15 protein-coding genes are annotated in these 15,058 nt (G+C 67.8%); 7 read left to right on the top strand and 8 right to left on the bottom strand.

Going from position 1 to position 15,058, the window contains the following annotated elements; translation table 11 throughout:
* Nucleotides 1-28: 28 nt before the first annotated feature.
* The 4 genes from ACFK0J_RS13630 to ACFK0J_RS13615 form a co-directional block, all read right to left on the bottom strand.
* Nucleotides 29-574 (bottom strand): hypothetical protein, encoded by a 546-nt coding sequence (locus ACFK0J_RS13630; RefSeq protein WP_378739983.1) that lies wholly within the window; start codon nt 572-574, stop codon nt 29-31.
* Nucleotides 571-1,719 carry a hypothetical protein gene (locus ACFK0J_RS13625; RefSeq protein WP_378739981.1) on the bottom strand — a complete coding sequence of 383 codons (1,149 nt, stop codon included), beginning with the start codon at nt 1,717-1,719 and terminating at the stop codon, nt 571-573. Before ACFK0J_RS13625 ends, ACFK0J_RS13630 begins: the two co-directional genes overlap by 4 nt.
* A gap of 66 nt (nt 1,720-1,785) precedes the next feature.
* Nucleotides 1,786-2,208, bottom strand: a complete 423-nt coding sequence (locus tag ACFK0J_RS13620; protein WP_378739979.1) for a FixH family protein — start codon at nt 2,206-2,208, stop codon at nt 1,786-1,788.
* Nucleotides 2,205-3,860: a hypothetical protein gene (locus ACFK0J_RS13615; protein ID WP_378739977.1), complete on the bottom strand. Its 1,656-nt coding sequence runs from the start codon at nt 3,858-3,860 to the stop codon at nt 2,205-2,207. Before ACFK0J_RS13615 ends, ACFK0J_RS13620 begins: the two co-directional genes overlap by 4 nt.
* 230 nt (nt 3,861-4,090) lie before the next feature.
* Between ACFK0J_RS13615 and ACFK0J_RS13610 the strand changes: the two genes are divergently transcribed.
* Both ACFK0J_RS13610 and ACFK0J_RS13605 read left to right on the top strand, forming a co-directional pair.
* Entirely contained in the window at nt 4,091-4,753 is a 663-nt protein-coding gene (locus tag ACFK0J_RS13610; RefSeq protein WP_378739975.1) for a GntR family transcriptional regulator, read from the top strand.
* 37 nt (nt 4,754-4,790) lie between these two features.
* Nucleotides 4,791-5,798: a 1-aminocyclopropane-1-carboxylate deaminase gene (locus ACFK0J_RS13605; protein WP_378739973.1), complete on the top strand. Its 1,008-nt coding sequence runs from the start codon at nt 4,791-4,793 to the stop codon at nt 5,796-5,798.
* Between the two features lie 9 nt (nt 5,799-5,807).
* Here ACFK0J_RS13605 and ACFK0J_RS13600 read toward each other — a convergent pair whose 3' ends face one another.
* The 3 genes from ACFK0J_RS13600 to ACFK0J_RS13590 all read right to left on the bottom strand — a co-directional run bounded on the left by ACFK0J_RS13600 (nt 5,808) and on the right by ACFK0J_RS13590 (nt 9,273).
* Nucleotides 5,808-6,383, bottom strand: coding sequence for a DUF779 domain-containing protein (locus tag ACFK0J_RS13600; protein WP_378739971.1), 576 nt, complete (start codon nt 6,381-6,383; stop codon nt 5,808-5,810).
* Nucleotides 6,383-7,906, bottom strand: coding sequence for an aldehyde dehydrogenase (adh, locus tag ACFK0J_RS13595; protein ID WP_378739969.1), 1,524 nt, complete (start codon nt 7,904-7,906; stop codon nt 6,383-6,385). The genes ACFK0J_RS13600 and adh overlap by 1 nt, the downstream gene beginning before the upstream one ends.
* A gap of 80 nt (nt 7,907-7,986) precedes the next feature.
* Nucleotides 7,987-9,273, bottom strand: a complete 1,287-nt coding sequence (locus ACFK0J_RS13590) for a transcriptional regulator (protein WP_378739967.1) — start codon at nt 9,271-9,273, stop codon at nt 7,987-7,989.
* A 157-nt stretch (nt 9,274-9,430) separates the two neighbouring features.
* Here ACFK0J_RS13590 and ACFK0J_RS13585 point away from each other — a divergent pair, with 157 nt between their 5' ends.
* Together ACFK0J_RS13585 and ACFK0J_RS13580 are read left to right on the top strand one after the other, a co-directional pair.
* Nucleotides 9,431-10,393 (top strand): endonuclease/exonuclease/phosphatase family protein, encoded by a 963-nt coding sequence (locus ACFK0J_RS13585; RefSeq protein WP_378739965.1) that lies wholly within the window; start codon nt 9,431-9,433, stop codon nt 10,391-10,393.
* Nucleotides 10,394-10,428: 35 nt separating this feature from the next.
* The gene (locus ACFK0J_RS13580) at nt 10,429-10,887 is read left to right on the top strand and encodes a nitroreductase family deazaflavin-dependent oxidoreductase (RefSeq protein WP_378739963.1); all 459 of its coding nucleotides are present in this window, start codon (nt 10,429-10,431) and stop codon (nt 10,885-10,887) included.
* 4 nt (nt 10,888-10,891) lie between these two features.
* Here ACFK0J_RS13580 and ACFK0J_RS13575 read toward each other — a convergent pair whose 3' ends face one another.
* Entirely contained in the window at nt 10,892-11,971 is a 1,080-nt protein-coding gene (locus tag ACFK0J_RS13575) for an alpha/beta hydrolase (protein ID WP_378739961.1), read from the bottom strand.
* Nucleotides 11,972-12,062: 91 nt separating this feature from the next.
* Between ACFK0J_RS13575 and ACFK0J_RS13570 the strand changes: the two genes are divergently transcribed.
* From ACFK0J_RS13570 to ACFK0J_RS13560, 3 genes are read left to right on the top strand one after another with little or no spacing between them, the layout of a single operon-like run.
* Complete coding sequence (locus ACFK0J_RS13570; RefSeq protein ID WP_378739958.1) at nt 12,063-12,917, top strand: tryptophan 2,3-dioxygenase; 855 nt, start codon at nt 12,063-12,065, stop codon at nt 12,915-12,917.
* A gap of 4 nt (nt 12,918-12,921) precedes the next feature.
* Nucleotides 12,922-14,157, top strand: a complete 1,236-nt coding sequence (locus ACFK0J_RS13565; RefSeq protein WP_378739955.1) for a kynureninase — start codon at nt 12,922-12,924, stop codon at nt 14,155-14,157.
* A complete protein-coding gene (locus ACFK0J_RS13560) occupies nt 14,138-15,013 on the top strand; it encodes a PaaX family transcriptional regulator C-terminal domain-containing protein (RefSeq protein WP_378739953.1) in 876 nt (291 codons plus the stop codon). The genes ACFK0J_RS13565 and ACFK0J_RS13560 overlap by 20 nt, the downstream gene beginning before the upstream one ends.
* Nucleotides 15,014-15,058 lie beyond the last annotated feature (45 nt).

Below are 15,058 nucleotides of genomic sequence, written 5' to 3'. Positions count from 1 at the left end.
CAACGAGGTTAGCCGTAAAGTTGCCGATTCAGAGTGGCAATGGTTGGCGACCCGGTCGGGTGCGCCGCCAGGCCACCGCGAGGAAGGCCAGTAGGCCGAGTAGCGGCAAACTGGCGATCGTCCAGCTCAGCGGCAGTGGCGGGCCCGGCTGGTCGAGGACTTCCAGACCGTCCAGGGCGCCCTCGCCGTGCCCGAGCGGGCCGTCGAGGGTGAACCGGATGCTGTAGGTGCCGGGATCGTCGATCGCCAGGATGTCCAGCCCCCAGGAGTCGCGTTTGCGGGGATGGCGCACGAGCGGCGCGTTGCGGCGCCAGTTCTTGAACGCGGGACCCACCATCCGCAGGGTCCCGGATTTGTCGGCGATACCGCCGTCCGGCATGAAGGTGAAGTCCAACGACCTCATCGCGCGAATCGGCCAGGTGGAGAACCCGACGGTGAGGTTGTACGGGCCGACCTGGACCCGTTCGGTGTGCACGATGTCGACCGGCGCGTACGCGGAAGCCGGGGCGATCGCGACCAAGGACAGCGTGATCGTCGCGAGCACGGTGAGGGCGAACTTGCGCAGCGTGGTCATCGGACGGCCTCCGTAGCGGGCACCGGCAGCATGCGGGTGAATCGGCCGCCGAGGAACCCGGCGAGCAGACCCAATGGAATCCCGACGAGAGTGGCCGTGACGACGTCTCTTACCTCGAGGCGCGACATGGCGTGGGTGAGGTGCAGTTGCAGCGGGAAGGTCAGGCCGACCACAACACCGGTCACCAAGCCCGCTGCCAGCACGATCTTGTTCGCGTCGTAGCCGCGCGTGCGGGCCAACCAGAACAGGCCCTCGACGGCGACGGCGGCGACGATCAGGAACATCGGCATGAGGGCGGGCAGCGACGGTGGCCGCGACCCGAGACCGTCCCGCAGCGGCAACCCGATCGCGGAGGCATAGGTTTCCGCGGCCCACGGCGAGAACCACCACAGGATCGCCTGCATGCCGCCGAGGGCGACCGCGATGGCGATGGCGGCACCCGGGCGGGCCAGCACCGCGGCACCGAGGACCAGCAGCATCGGCCCGAACAGCACGATGCCGAGGATGGTCGGATCGACGGGCGGTTCCAGGTTGTTCAGCGCCTCGGCGAGGATCGGGGCGAAGGTGATCAGGATCGGGATTGCCAGGACGATGCCGAACTGGCCCCAGCGGTGGTCACGGTGGGCCGCGAAGACCATGATGCTGCCGATCATGGTGAGCGTGATCGAGAGGAACAGCGCCACGTGTGACGGGGTGTTCAGCACCGCGTCGAAGCCGTAGATCGAATGCCACTGCATATCCAGCAGGCCGTACAGCAGGAACAACGCGGCCCCCGCCCCGGCCACCATGTAGCCGAGCGGGGCGGTGAGGTTACTGCCGAACACGCGAATGGGTGTGCCGCCCATCCGCGGCACCGGCCGTCCCGCGCGTTGCGCGGCGGTGGTGATGAGCACCATGGCCAGGCTGGCGAAACCCGATATGGCGCTCCCGGAATACAGGAACAGGTGCGGCAGGGTGAAGAAAGTGTCGGGGCCGACGTCGTTGTGCCACTGGATATCCCAGCTGAGCCCGACCAGCGTGACCGCGGTGCCGAGTAGCACGCCCCACGCGCCGACGCGGGCCGCGGTGCTGTCGTCGGATGCGCCTTCGACGGCCTTCGGTCCGCCACTGTCTTCGGTCGCGTCGGACGGTGCGGAAATATTCATGGCGATCGGTCCCTCCTGTGTCGTGCTCCTGCGGTTCGTGTTGCGGCCTGCGGTTGTCGACCGGTCTCAGCCGCCGACCCAGAGCGGCAGCGTGAGTTGATCCACGCCGTGGTGTCCGTCGATCGACAGTCGCAGCTCCCAGGGTCCGGTCATCATCAGCGATACCGCCGCGGCGTGGAAGCGACCGGACCCGGCGGAGCTCGCGGGAACCGGCGGCCCGGCGTGGCCCATCAGCGGTTGGATCGCCTGAACCTGTACTGCCGCATGGTCGATCGGGGTACCGGCGCGGTCGGTGATGGTGACATCGACAGCAGTGTCGCCGATGCGAAGGCTGTCGACGGTGACGGTGACGAGGTGTTGCGGCGTACCGGCATTCAGTACGACGGGCGCGGGTGAGCGCGGCCAAACCAGCCACCCGATGGCGACGAGCACGAGCACGGCGCCTGCGATGGCGAGAACACGCAGCGGACGCCGACCGGTGGCGGTCATCGATGGGCCCCCTGCGCCGCCGCCACGTCGAGCACGACCGGGATGGTGAGCACGGTGTAGTTCCGCTCGGCCTGGATCCAGAGCCGGTACCGGCCCGCGACGGGGAAGGTGAAGGTGAACGGAACGTCGGGTCCGTACGCGGCCACCGTTTCGTCGGGCGGACTCTCGCCGTTGATCGGCGGCATCAGCATGACTCCGCGTCCCGCGGCGGCGTTCCCACCAGCCGTCCCTGGCATGTCATGGGTGCCGGTCATTTCCGACATGTTGTGCGTGCGGCTCATCCCTGGCATGTCGCCCATGGCTTGCATCGAGGTCGGTCCCATGGAGTGAGCGTGCCCCCAGATGGCCGAGTTGTGAACGGCCGCGGCGATATCCGTGTCGGCTTCCGGCACCGGGCCCGCCATGATCAGATGGCCGACCATGCCGAGCCACGGTTGCAGATCGGCGGTGTCGCCGACTTCGGCGGTGATCGTGGTGGGTGTTCCGGCGACCGCGGCGGTTGTCCTGACGGTAATGCGGTTGCCGTCGACGACCATCGACGCACTCGTGTCGCCACCCCCGAGATGCAAGGGGGCGCTGGGCGGCTGGGGCGCGGCCGACGCATCGCCCGGCGTGACCGTTAATCCGGTTGCGGCACGCGCCATCTGGACGCCACCACCGCGCCGGGCCAACTCGGCCGAGAGCGCATAGCGACCGGGCTCCGGCGCGGTCATATGCACTTGGTAACGGCCGGGCCCGGTCCGAATCGGGTGCAGGTGGGACAGTCCGCCGGACGGGCCGACCACCAGCAGATGCATGAGCGCGCTGTCGTGCACGAGCAGGTCGTCCACCAGCGCACCGGTAGCCGCATCGATCAGCACCAGGTCGAAATCGCTCGGCCGTCCGGCGGACACCGAACCGCCCTCGACGGTGAGCAGGACCGGCGGGCGGGAGAAGTCCGAGATCATCGGCTGCCGCACCGAATACGGATCGGTGACGTTGTCCACCGTCGGATCGAGCTGACCGCCGGGCTGCGGCGGCAGCGGCAACGAGGCCGAGAGCAATGCGGCGGTCACCGACACGGCCATCCCCGCCACCATCCCGCCGGCCGGAAGCAACGCCCACCCGCTGCGCCGAGCCCGCATCGCCAACAGCACCGAAACCGGAAGCAGCGCACCGGCCACCAGGAAACCCCCGTAGACCAGCCGCTCCGGCGGCGAGGTGACCTGCTCGGGCACGACGAATGGGATCCGCGCCACGCGCACGCCGTCGCCGATCGCGAGTTCCCACGGGCCGGGCCGATCCATCTCGAGAGTGGCCGAGTACATCCCCGGTGCGCCACCTAGTCGCACAACGGCTTCGGCGGTCGGCACACCAGGTGCGGGTAGCCGGGAGTCGGACCCGAGGGCTCCCGTCGGCGTCGCGGCGAGCGTGAGATCGCCTGCGGCAGTGCCCGCGTGGGTGACCACGTCGACGCGCAACGGCCCGGGCACGCTGGTCACCCGGCGGAGCACAATGGTGAGTTCCCGATCGCCGAGGGACTGGGCGACCGAAACATCTCCGCCCGCCGCGGCCGAGTCGGCGAACGCGGGTGCCATCCCGGCCGAGACGAGCAGGGTCCACAATCCCGCAACGAGCAGGACGCGACAGCGAACAGCGCGGGCGACAGTCACGCCCGCCATGGTAGGCACCCGAACCGGCGAGATCATCACCTCCAGAGGGGATCTCGTCTACCCCGCCGGAGTGATGCGGCCATGGGGGTGTTCCCGGACAATACCCCGATCCGAGCACTCGGCCCTGGTCGTCAGCGGCTGGGCGCACGGGGCTGGCGACGGAATCCGGCTGGGCCACAACCTGATCGGCCGCCTTGACAATCGAGCTGCGGTGGAATGCAATATATTGCATGCCGGTCCCGCAGCACGAAGGTCTCGTCGCCAGATCCCTGCTCCGGGAAAACGCCTACCGCGCGATCCGGGACGCCATCGTCGACGGCACCCTCGCCCCCGGCGAACGTCTCAACGACAACGACCTGGTGAAGTGGCTCGGCGTCAGCCGCACACCGGTGCGCGAGGCGCTGATGCGGCTGGAGCAGGCGGGACTGGTGCAGACGAAACCCGGTCGCTACACCATCGTCAGTCCGCTCGACGTGCGCGCGGTCCGCGCCGCCCAGTCGGTCACCACCGCCATGCACGAACTCGCCGTCCGTGAGGCACTGCCCAACCTGTCCGCCGACGAACTGGCGGCCATGCGCGAAGCCAACTCCCGTTTCGCGGAGGCCTTGCGCCGCAACGACGTCGCTGCCGCGATCGCCGCGGACGACGACTTCCATCGGATCCCGGTCACCGCCAGCGCCAACGACGCCATCCGCAGCGTGCTCGAGCAGTTCACCCCGGTCCTGCGCCGGGTGGAGCGCCTGCGCTTCTCCTCACTGAGCGGCCGCAGCTCGGTGGCTCAACACGAGCGCATCATCGCGCTGTGCGAAGCAGGCGACGTCGAAGGTGCGGTGGCAGGCACCAGGGCGAACTGGCAGACGCTGGTGCCGCTGCTCGAAACCCTCACTCCCTGACTCCGATAGCTCTCCCACCGGCCCCCGAGGAATACCGATGTCTCTCGACACCTTCGAGCGTTACCCCCTGCTGTTCGGACCGAGCCCGATCCACCCGCTGGACCGGCTCAGCGACCACCTCGGCGGCGCCCGCCTCTGGGCCAAGCGGGAAGACTGCAACAGCGGCTTGGCCTTCGGCGGCAACAAGACTCGCAAACTGGAATATCTGGTTCACGACGCGTTGCGCGAGGGCGCGGACACCCTGGTCAGCATCGGCGGCGTGCAATCCAACCACACTCGGCAGGTGGCCGCGGTCGCCGCCAAGGCGGGCCTGAAAGCCGTTCTGGTCCAGGAGAGTTGGGTCGACTGGCCGGATCCCGTCAATGACAAGGTCGGCAATATCCTGCTGTCCCGCATCATGGGCGCCGACGTGCGGCTGGTTCAGGCCGGATTCGGGATCGGCTTCAAGGACAGCTGGCGTCGAGCGCTGGAAGACGTCGAGGCGGCGGGCGGTACCCCGTACCCGATCCCCGCGGGTGCCTCCGACCATCCCCTCGGCGGTCTCGGATTCGCCAATTGGGCCTACGAAGTGCAGCGGCAAGAGCGTGAACTCGGCATCTTCTTCGACACCATCGTGGTCTGTAGCGTCACCGGCAGCACGCAGGCGGGCATGATCGCCGGTTTCGCGGGCCAGGACCGTCCCCGCCGGGTCCTCGGCATCGACGCCTCGGCGAAGCTCGCCGAGACCCACGCGCAGGTGGCGAAGATCGCCCGTGGCACAGCCGAACTCATCGGCCTGGGCCGCGACCTGCGCGACGACGAGATCATCGTGCTGGACGGCTGGGCCGGTGACCGCTACGGCATCCCCGTCGAGTCCACCCTGGACGCCATCCGGCTCACCGGTCGCCTCGAGGGCATGATCATCGACCCCGTCTACGAGGGCAAGTCCATGGCCGGTCTCATCGATCTCGTCCGAAACGGTGATATTCCAGCGTATTCCACCGTGCTCTACGCGCACCTCGGTGGACAGCCCGCCCTGAACGCCTACAGCGGTGTCTTCCGTTGATCGCCGCGATTACTTCGCGGTCGATGGTGCGGGGACCGGGCACGCGTCCGCTGCCTGCGCCACAACCTGCGCGGCGTCAGGTATCGGCGGACGGACGCCGTCGGCGTAGTCGGAGCCGAGTACCGGTGGTGCCGAGTCGAGCGCTTCGTTCTCCGCAGCGGTGAATGCCCTTGCCCTGCTGAGGAATCGCCATCCTTCCGGTGCTTCCAGACTGAAGCCCGAGCCTCGCCCCTGGACCACGTCGATGACGAGTTGGGTGTGTTTCCAAGCCTGGAACTGGGTCCCGGATATCCACACCGGTACCGCGTCACGGTCGTCGGACGGCAGAGTGCTCGGCACCTCGCCGACCGCGAGGCGGAGATCGATGATGCCCAGCAGGATGTCGCGATCGCCGACGATGAACTCCCCCAAGGGGTAACACATCGGCGACGATCCGTCGCAGCAGCCGCCGGACTGGTGCATCATCAGCGCACCGTGCACCTCGCGGAGGCGGCGCAACAGTGCCGCCGCCGCCGCGGTCGCAACCAAACGGGGCGGGGCGACAGTCACCGTGTCCCGTTCTCGCGGTGCGTGTTCGCCCGACATCAGAAGAAGCCCATGGCTTTCGGTGCGTAACTGACCAACAGGTTCTTGGTCTGCTGGTAGTGGTCGAGCATCATCTTGTGGTTCTCCCGGCCGATACCGGACTGCTTGTAGCCGCCGAACGCCGCGTGCGCCGGGTACTGGTGGTAGGTGTTGGTCCACACCCGACCGGCCTGGATGTCGCGGCCCGCGCGATACGCCGTGCCGCCGTCGCGAGACCACACCCCGGCCCCGAGGCCGTACAGGGTGTCGTTGGCGATCGCGATGGCGTCGTCGTAGTCGGTGAACGAGGTCACCGACACCACCGGACCGAAGATTTCCTCCTGGAAGATCCGCATCGAGTTCCGGCCGGTGAAGATGGTCGGCTGCACGTAGTAGCCGCCGTTGAGGTCGCCGCCGAGCATCGCGCGTTCGCCACCGGTCACCAGCTGGGCGCCCTCACCCTTGCCGATCTCGATGTAGGACAGCACCTTTTCGAGCTGATCGTTGGACGCCTGCGCACCGATCATCGTCTCCGAATCCAGCGGATCACCCTGGCGCACCGCCTTTGTCCGCAGCGCGGCCTGGGCAAGGAACTGGTCGAAGATGTCGGCCTGGATCAGCGAACGCGACGGACAGGTGCACACCTCACCCTGGTTCAGCGCGAACATGGTGAAGCCCTCGAGCGCCTTGTCCATGAAGTCGTCTTCGGCGGACATGACGTCGGAGAAGAAGATGTTCGGGCTCTTGCCGCCGAGCTCGAGGGTGACCGGGATCAGGTTCTGCGACGCGTACTGCATGATCAGTCGGCCGGTGGTCGTCTCACCGGTGAACGCGATCTTCGCGATCCGGTTGCTCGAGGCCAACGGCTTGCCCGCCTCGACACCGAAACCGTTCACGATATTGACCACGCCGGGCGGCAGCAGGTCACCGATGATGCTCCACAGGAACAGGATCGAGGCGGGGGTCTGCTCGGCGGGCTTGAGTACTACGGCATTGCCCGCGGCCAGCGCCGGAGCGAGCTTCCAGGTCGCCATCAGGATCGGGAAGTTCCACGGAATGATCTGTCCGACAACGCCGAGCGGCTCGTGGAAGTGGTAGGCCACCGTGTCGTTGTCGATCTCGGACAGCGAACCCTCTTGGGCGCGAATGGCTCCGGCGAAGTAGCGGAAGTGGTCGATCGCCAGCGGAATGTCGGCGGCCAGCGCTTCCCGGATCGGCTTGCCGTTGTCCCACGTCTCGGCGATGGCGATCGCGTCGAGGTTCTCCTCGATCCGGTCGGCGATCTTGTTCAGGATCACCGCGCGCTCGGCCGCCGAGGTCTTGCCCCAGGCCGGTGCCGCCGCGTGCGCGGCGTCGAGCGCGAGCTCGATGTCCTCCGCGGTCGAACGCGCGACCTCGCAGAAGTTTTCACCCGTGATCGGTGTCGGATTCTCGAAGTACTGCCCCTTGACCGGCGCCACCCACTGGCCGCCGATCCAGTTGTCGTAGCGGGATTGGAAGCTCGTCGGGGAATCCGGCGAACCAGGACGTGCGTATACGGTCATCGAAACTCCTTGTGTTCACGGCGGCCCCCCTGTGATCCCCGACACTAGAGTCCCAACGTTGCATCACCGTTGGGAACGACTCATCGCCGGCCCAGTTCCTGATCCAGCATGGCGATCTGCGCTGCCACTTGGGCATACAGCGACGAATCCGGCTCCAACGAGGCGAGGTAGGCCGACCATGCGCCACGGTCGTCCCGGCCGTCGGGGGTCGCGATCCACCAGCCGAGAATCGCGGGGTCCCTGGACTTCAGGATGGCCGCCCGCATCCGCGCCCGCAGCGATTCCCGCACCCGGCCGACCCCGGGCGCCCGCGATGCGGGCAGCAACTGCCCGCGGTATAGGGCCACGGCCGCACCGATATCGCCGCGGCGCAAACTCCGCCGCAGCTCGCCCACGTCCGAATCGAGTTCCCTCAGTAGCCGATAGGGTCGCGACCCCAGCGCCGTGCCGCCGAGAATTTTGCGGAGGCGCGAGATTTCGGCGCGCACGGTGACCGCGTCGAGATCCCGCTCGTCCAGCAGCACGGCGATGTGCTCGGTTGCCAGCCCCTCCGGGTGCTCCATCAGCAGCAGCAAGATCTCCGAATGCCTGCGCGACAAAGCGATTCGCTCGGTGCCGAACAGGAGGGCAGGCCGAGAACCGAGCAGCTCCGCCCGCGGCGCCGTAGGGACCGACACCGGGTGTGCCCGAAGTTCGGACTCGGCTACGGCCACCGTCGCCTTGATCAGCGACAGCACTTCCGGTGCGGCGACGCGTGGACCGCCGGTGATGTCGATCGCGCCGAGTATCCGGCCGGTCGCCGGATCGTGCACCGGACCCGCCGCGCAACTCCACGGATGGACCAGCCTGCTGTAGTGCTCCGCCCCGAAGATCTGCACGCAATGATCAAGTGCCAGTGCCGTTCCCGGCGCGTTGGTGCCGACGGCGGCTTCGCTCCAGTCCGCGCCGTCGACGAAGTTCATGCCCGCGGCCCGGTCCTTGGCCGCGGAATCGCCCTCCACCCACAGCAATCGGCCGTGCGCGTCGCTCATCGCGATCAACAGCCCGGTGTCTCGTGCGTCTTCGACCAGCAACGTCTGCACCACCGGGCGCACCGATGACATCGGATGCGCGCTGCGATAGCGCTCCAATTCGATGCCGGTCAGCGAAGTCCGGCCGACCTGCCGGTCCGGATCGATGCCATTGCCACGGCTGCGCACCCAGGACGCCCGGACTACCTGCCGCACCGACGCGTGCGCGTCACCCCGCTCGACAAACGATTCATGGGCGGCCGACACATCGGTGCTCACCTGCTCCGCGTCCTCGTCCGGACGCAGCGCCACCCACGGATTCGCCCGAATATCCGCACCACCGACCACGTATTCCATCCTCCTCGGCAAATCCGCCCCGATCAATGCGCGCGCCGCTGCCTGCGATCAAGAGTGCACCAGTTCAGGCGCCTCCGGTCCCAGAACGGAGCGAGCAGTCAACGGGCCCGTCGAGCCGATGGAGACGGGCTGTGGCGGTCGTGTTTGGCTGTGCGGTGTGAGATCGAAAGTGGTTCGGGTCGGGGTCGAGGTTCTGGCGTGGCTCGGCACGCTGACCGGAGTTGCCGGGATCGCGTTGCATTTCAGTCAGTCGTCTTCTCGGCTGCTGGTGTTGGCGGCGGCGGGTGCGCCGTACCTGATGAGCTCCGCGCTGGTCGGTGCGGTGGCGTTCGGCGTCATGCGACGGTGGATCGGTGCGGTGGTCGCGATCGTTGTCGTGGCGGCCGCGGCGGGGACGCAAATTCCGCTGTACATCGGCCACTCGGGCGACGACGACGGGCCCGCGGTGCGGGTGATGCAGGCCAATCTGTTGTTCGACGGAGCTGATCCGCGGGCGCTGGTCGACGAGGTACGCGCGCGGAACATCATGCTGCTGACCGTCAACGAACTGACACCCGCGGGCGTCGAGGATCTCGGCAGGGCCGGGCTCGATCAGTTGTTGCCGCACCGGTATCTCTCGCCGGGCAGGACCGCGACCGGGACCGGGATCTGGAGCAGCTACCCGCTCTCGGAAACCGTCGAATACGACGGGTTCGTGTTGAACCAGCTCTCCGCGACCGCAGCCATTCCGGACGTCGGGCCGGTCACGGTGTACGCATTCCATCCGGTACCACCCGTGTACGGCACGCACGTCTGGGCCGACGAACTGTCCCGCCTGCGCGAAATTCTCGACCGATCACCCGCGGGCAGGCCCGCGATCGTCGGCGGCGACTTCAACGCGACCTACGATCACGCGCAGTACCGCTCGATGCTCTCCGGCCGTTTCGGCGACGCCGCCGAACAATCAGGCGCCGGACACCTGGTCACTTATCCGACCGACAAACGCTGGCCACCCCTGGTCGGCATCGACCATATCCTCGTCGCCGGTGGGCGCGCGGTAGCGACCGAGACGGTCGGCCTACCAGGCGCGGACCACCGTGCCCTGGTGGCGCGAATCCAGCTGAACCGGGCACGCAACTAGCCCGGCGAGTTGGGGCGACGGCTTAGTCTGGTGGCATGTCGATGCAGAACCAGATCGAACGAATCTTCGCGCGCCTCAACGCATCCCTGTACCGAGTGAGCGGCGGGAAGCTCGGCGGCCGGATCGGGCAGGCGCCGATCCTGCTGCTGAACACCGTCGGACGCAAATCCGGGCAGCGCCGCACCTCACCGCTGCTGTACCGGCAGGTCGGTGACCGCTACCTGATCGCCGGGTCGCATCGTGGCTCCCCGACCCACCCGGCCTGGGTGCTGAACCTGCGCGCCAACCCCGAAGCGGAAATCGAGATCGGCAAGCAGACCATCCCCGTCGTCGCCACCGAACTGTCCGCCGCCGAGCGCGACGCCGCCTGGCCCCAACTCGACGCCATCTACCCCAGCTACGCCGACTACCGCACCAAGACCGATCGCACCATCCCCCTCTTCGCCTTGATCCCGCGCACGAACAGCGCCGCCACCCCGCCGTCCCAAGGCTGAGGGTTCAGCCGTTGTTCGCCAGCCACTGCACGATCTGACGCCAGATCTCGCTGCCCGGGTCGATCACCGCGAAGTGTTCGCCGGGCGCCTCGAGCATGGTGACACGGTCGTTGGCCGCCGCGGCGCGGTCGGTGTAATGCCTGCTCATCTCCAGCATGTCCGGTTCGTCGTGCAAACCGCACACCACCAGTTGGGGGACGCCGATCGGGAGTCGCGCGATCGGCGACGCCTGCCGGTAGACCTCGGATTCGGGTGAGTAGCGCTGCCCGAGGGCCGCCGCGACCGCGCCGTCGCCCAAGTGGCGGTGGTCAGCGGCCTGCAGATCCAGTACGCCCGCCAGGCTGACCACCAGCGCGGGCCGTAGATTCGCGGGCGCGGTGTCGGCGGCAAGGCGCAACGCCAACTGCCCGCCCGCCGAGTGGCCCAGGACGACGATGCGGTCCAGGTCGAGCCGGTGCGCCTCCGCTGCGGTGGCGATCGCGGCGAACGCGGTCGCGACGTCTTCCGTCGTTGCGGCCCAGTCGGATTCGGCGGGCCGCCGATACTCGACGTTCCAGGTCGCGTAGCCACGCGCGGTGAGGTCGACCGCCATCGCGTCCATCAGGTCGAAATCCCACCACGGCTTCCAGTACCCACCGTGGATCAGCACGGCCACCGGGAAGGGACCGGGGCCGGGCGGGATTCGCAGGTCCACTCGCTGATGGGGGTGCGGTCCGTAGCCGACCACCGTCGGTGGCTGGAACCGATGGAAGTACCAGCTGGTCACGGCGTAGCGGAGACCTTCCAGCCCACGCCCGCGGATGTGCGCGCGCACGCAGGCGGAAAGGTCCGGCTCGCAGCGCCCGAAGTCCACCCGGATGACACGTCCAGCGGCATCGTCGGGTAATGCGGCCGATCCGGGTACGACAATGAATTCGTCGTCCGGACCGGCAGCGCGTACGGCGGCGGCGAACTCGGCCGCATCCCCGGTCGGCACCAGTTCACCGGACACCTCGTGCTCGGCGAACGCCTCGGCGAGCAATTCCGCGGCCGTGCGCCAGTGGGTGACCGCATCGGGTCCGAAGACGACGTGCAGCTCGCTCACCACCGGCCCTTTCTATGACACATACCTAGCGCACGTCACGATGATGTCATACCGTGGGGGTCAAGGCAGCACCCGACCAATGGGGATTCTCATGACCGTCGAGCACAATACCCGCGCCCTCGAACACGACATCGTCACCGACTTCAGCTCCCGCATGAGCTACAGCGGCTATCTCGACCTGAACACCTTGCTCAGCGCACAACACCCGGTCAGCAGGCCGGAGCACCACGACGAGTTGCTGTTCATCATCCAGCATCAGACCACCGAGCTGTGGCTCAAACTCGTCCTGCACGAAACCCGGGCGGCGCGTGCGGCTTTCGATGCCGACGACGTCGGCATCGCACTCAAATGCATTGCCAGGGTGAAGCACATCCAGAAGACCCTCACCGAACAGTGGTCCGTGCTGGCGACCCTGACCCCCACCGAGTACGCCCAATTCCGTGGCGTCCTCGGGAATTCGTCGGGTTTCCAGTCGGCGCAATATCGCGCCATCGAATTCATTCTCGGCAACAAGAATGCCTCCATGCTTCGGGTCTTCGAAGCAGATCCGTTGGCGCACAAGGAGTTGCACACGCTGCTGCACGAACCCAGCCTCTACGACGCGTTTTGGCACCATGCCGCGCGCACCGGGCTCGACGTGCCGCGCTCGACGCTGGATCGGGACGTGACGAAGGCCTACGTTCTCGATCCCGATCTACTCCCCCTGGTGAAATCGGTTTACGAAGCGCCCCAGCAGCATTGGTCGATCTACGAGACATTCGAAGAGCTGGTGGACCTCGAAGAGAACTTCCAGCTGTGGCGGTTCCGGCACATGCGCACCGTGCTGCGCACCATCGGCATGAAGCGCGGCACCGGCGGATCCAGTGGGGTCGGGTTCCTGCAGCGCGCGCTCGACCTCACCTTCTTCCCCGAACTTTTCGCCGTACGCACGGAGATCGGACACTGACACCATGACAACCACACCGCTCGACTTCGCCATGCGCGCCCGCGCTCTCGACGAGGCCGATCCGCTGCGCGCGTACCCGAGCCGCTTTCTGGGCAGCGACGATCCGGAGATCGTCGCCTACCTCGACGGCAACTCACTCGGGCGCCCCACCCGGGCGACCGCCGAACGGCTCACCGCCTTCGTCGCCGACGCGTGGGGCGGCCGGCTCATCCGCGGCTGGGACGAGCAGTGGTTCGACCTGCCCGTGACGATCGGCGACCGGATCGGCGCCGCGGTACTCGGTGCCGCCGCTGGGCAGACCACGATCGGCGACTCGACCACCGTGCTGCTGTACAAGCTGGCCCGCGGTGCCCTCGCGCTGCGGCCGGGGCGTACCGAGATCGTGCTCGACCGCGACAACTTTCCCACCGACCGGTACTTGCTCGAAGCGATCGCGGGCGAACTCGATCTGACATTGCGCTGGATCGAACCGGAGTTCACCGGCGGCGTCACCGCGCGAGATGTCGCCGACGCCGTGTCCGAGCGCACCGCACTCGTCGTACTCAGTCACGTCGCCTACCGATCCGGTTACCTGCTCGACGCCGCCGCCATTTCCGCCGTCTCGCACGACGCGGGTGCCATGCTGCTCCTCGACCTGTGTCATTCGGCGGGCGCGGTGGAGATCGAACTCGATTCCTGGGCAGTCGATTTCGCGGTCGGCTGCACCTACAAGTATCTGAACGGCGGGCCGGGTGCGCCCGCGTTCGGGTATGTCCGGGCCGAGCACCTCGCCGATTTCACCCAGCCGATCTGGGGCTGGATGGGTCGGGAGAGTCCCTTCGAGATGGCGCAGGGGTACGTCCCCGCTACCGGCATCCGGCGGGTCATCAGCGGCACACCGGCGATCATCGGCATGCTCCCCATCCAGGACATGCTCGACCTGATCGAGGAGGCCGGGATGGCGGCCGTGCGGTCGAAGTCGGTCGCCCTCACCGAATTCGCCCTTGAACTCGTGCGGTCGTCGCTGGTGCCGTTGGGGGTGCGGGTATCCTCACCCACCGACCCAGCCCGCCGTGGTGGCCACGTGACGATCGACCACCCACGATTCAAGGAGATCACCGCGCGACTCTGGCAACGGGGCGTCATCCCGGACTTTCGCCCACCGCAAGGCATCCGGATCGGCTTGAGCCCGCTGAGCACCACCTTCGCCGAGGTACTTGCCGGGGTGTCGGCGATTCGCGATGAACTCACCACGGATTGACCCGGCCGGGGCCGTCCTCGACGACATCGATTCGCGGCCGGGCAGCGCCACCTCGTTGGCCCGGACGGTGCTCGGCGCGTACGTTCGCGACCTCGGCGGCTGGATCGCCATCGCCGACTTCAGCGCCTTGCTGGCCGGGCTCGGCGTGCCGGAGCAGAGCACCCGGACGGCCGTCGCCCGGCTGAAGAGCAAGGGCGTGCTCGACGCCGAGACGCGAGACGGACGTAACGGCTACCGCCTCACCGCCGCCGCCGAAGCGATGTATTCGCGCGGCGACCCTCGAATCTTCGGATTCCGGCAGATGGCCGATGGCGACGCCTGGCACCTGATTTCGTTCGGGATACCGGAGTCCCAGCGTCCCGCACGGCATCAATTGCGCCGCCGCCTGTCCTCGATCGGTTGCGGCACGGTCTCCGCGGGCCTGTGGATCTGCCCGGAGTATCTGGCGGCGGAAGCGTCCGCGATCGTCTCGGCGCTGGGCCTCGGCGAGTATGTGACGTCCTTTCGGGCGACCGATCTGACGGTCCCCGGCACCCTGCGCGCAGCGGCGACGCAGTGGTGGGACCTGCCTGCCCTGGCCGAGCGGCACCGCGCGTTCCTCGACCATCACCGCGGCATCGTCACCCTCGAAAAGCTCACCGACCGACAGGCATTCGACCTCTTCGTCCCGCTGCTCGACGAATGGCGCATCATCCCCTATCTCGACCCCGGCCTCCCCGCGAGCATGCTGCCCGCCGACTGGCCGGGCCCCGCCAGCGTTCGCCTCTTCGCGGACGCGCAACAACGCTGTCTGGAACCGAGCCGACGGTGGGTCCGGTCGAGCATTGCCAGAACCATGGCGGGCACCCGTAAATGACCTCGGCCCAGTGTGCCTGCGCCCCAGGCTGCCAGGACTCGGCGT

The sequence above is a fragment of the Nocardia brasiliensis genome, assembly GCF_042691675.1.
Classification (GTDB): Bacteria; Actinomycetota; Actinomycetes; order Mycobacteriales; family Mycobacteriaceae; genus Nocardia; species Nocardia brasiliensis_D.
Note: the sequence above shows the minus strand (reverse complement) of the source record. Positions and strands in the feature narration are given on the sequence as shown.

Excerpts from the sequence above, each read along its gene's own strand:
- ACFK0J_RS13600 (WP_378739971.1), bottom strand. The coding sequence starts at position 6,383 with ATGTCGGGCGAACACGCACCGCGAGAACGGGACACGGTGACTGTCGCC.
- ACFK0J_RS13630 (WP_378739983.1), bottom strand. The coding sequence starts at position 574 with ATGACCACGCTGCGCAAGTTCGCCCTCACCGTGCTCGCGACGATCACG.
- ACFK0J_RS13605 (WP_378739973.1), top strand. The coding sequence starts at position 4,791 with ATGTCTCTCGACACCTTCGAGCGTTACCCCCTGCTGTTCGGACCGAGC.
- ACFK0J_RS13620 (WP_378739979.1), bottom strand. The coding sequence starts at position 2,208 with ATGACCGCCACCGGTCGGCGTCCGCTGCGTGTTCTCGCCATCGCAGGC.
- ACFK0J_RS13610 (WP_378739975.1), top strand. The coding sequence starts at position 4,091 with ATGCCGGTCCCGCAGCACGAAGGTCTCGTCGCCAGATCCCTGCTCCGG.
- ACFK0J_RS13580 (WP_378739963.1), top strand. The coding sequence starts at position 10,429 with ATGTCGATGCAGAACCAGATCGAACGAATCTTCGCGCGCCTCAACGCA.
- ACFK0J_RS13590 (WP_378739967.1), bottom strand. The coding sequence starts at position 9,273 with ATGGAATACGTGGTCGGTGGTGCGGATATTCGGGCGAATCCGTGGGTG.
- ACFK0J_RS13625 (WP_378739981.1), bottom strand. The coding sequence starts at position 1,719 with ATGAATATTTCCGCACCGTCCGACGCGACCGAAGACAGTGGCGGACCG.
- ACFK0J_RS13565 (WP_378739955.1), top strand. The coding sequence starts at position 12,922 with ATGACAACCACACCGCTCGACTTCGCCATGCGCGCCCGCGCTCTCGAC.
- ACFK0J_RS13570 (WP_378739958.1), top strand. The coding sequence starts at position 12,063 with ATGACCGTCGAGCACAATACCCGCGCCCTCGAACACGACATCGTCACC.
- adh (WP_378739969.1), bottom strand. The coding sequence starts at position 7,906 with ATGACCGTATACGCACGTCCTGGTTCGCCGGATTCCCCGACGAGCTTC.
- ACFK0J_RS13560 (WP_378739953.1), top strand. The coding sequence starts at position 14,138 with ATGAACTCACCACGGATTGACCCGGCCGGGGCCGTCCTCGACGACATC.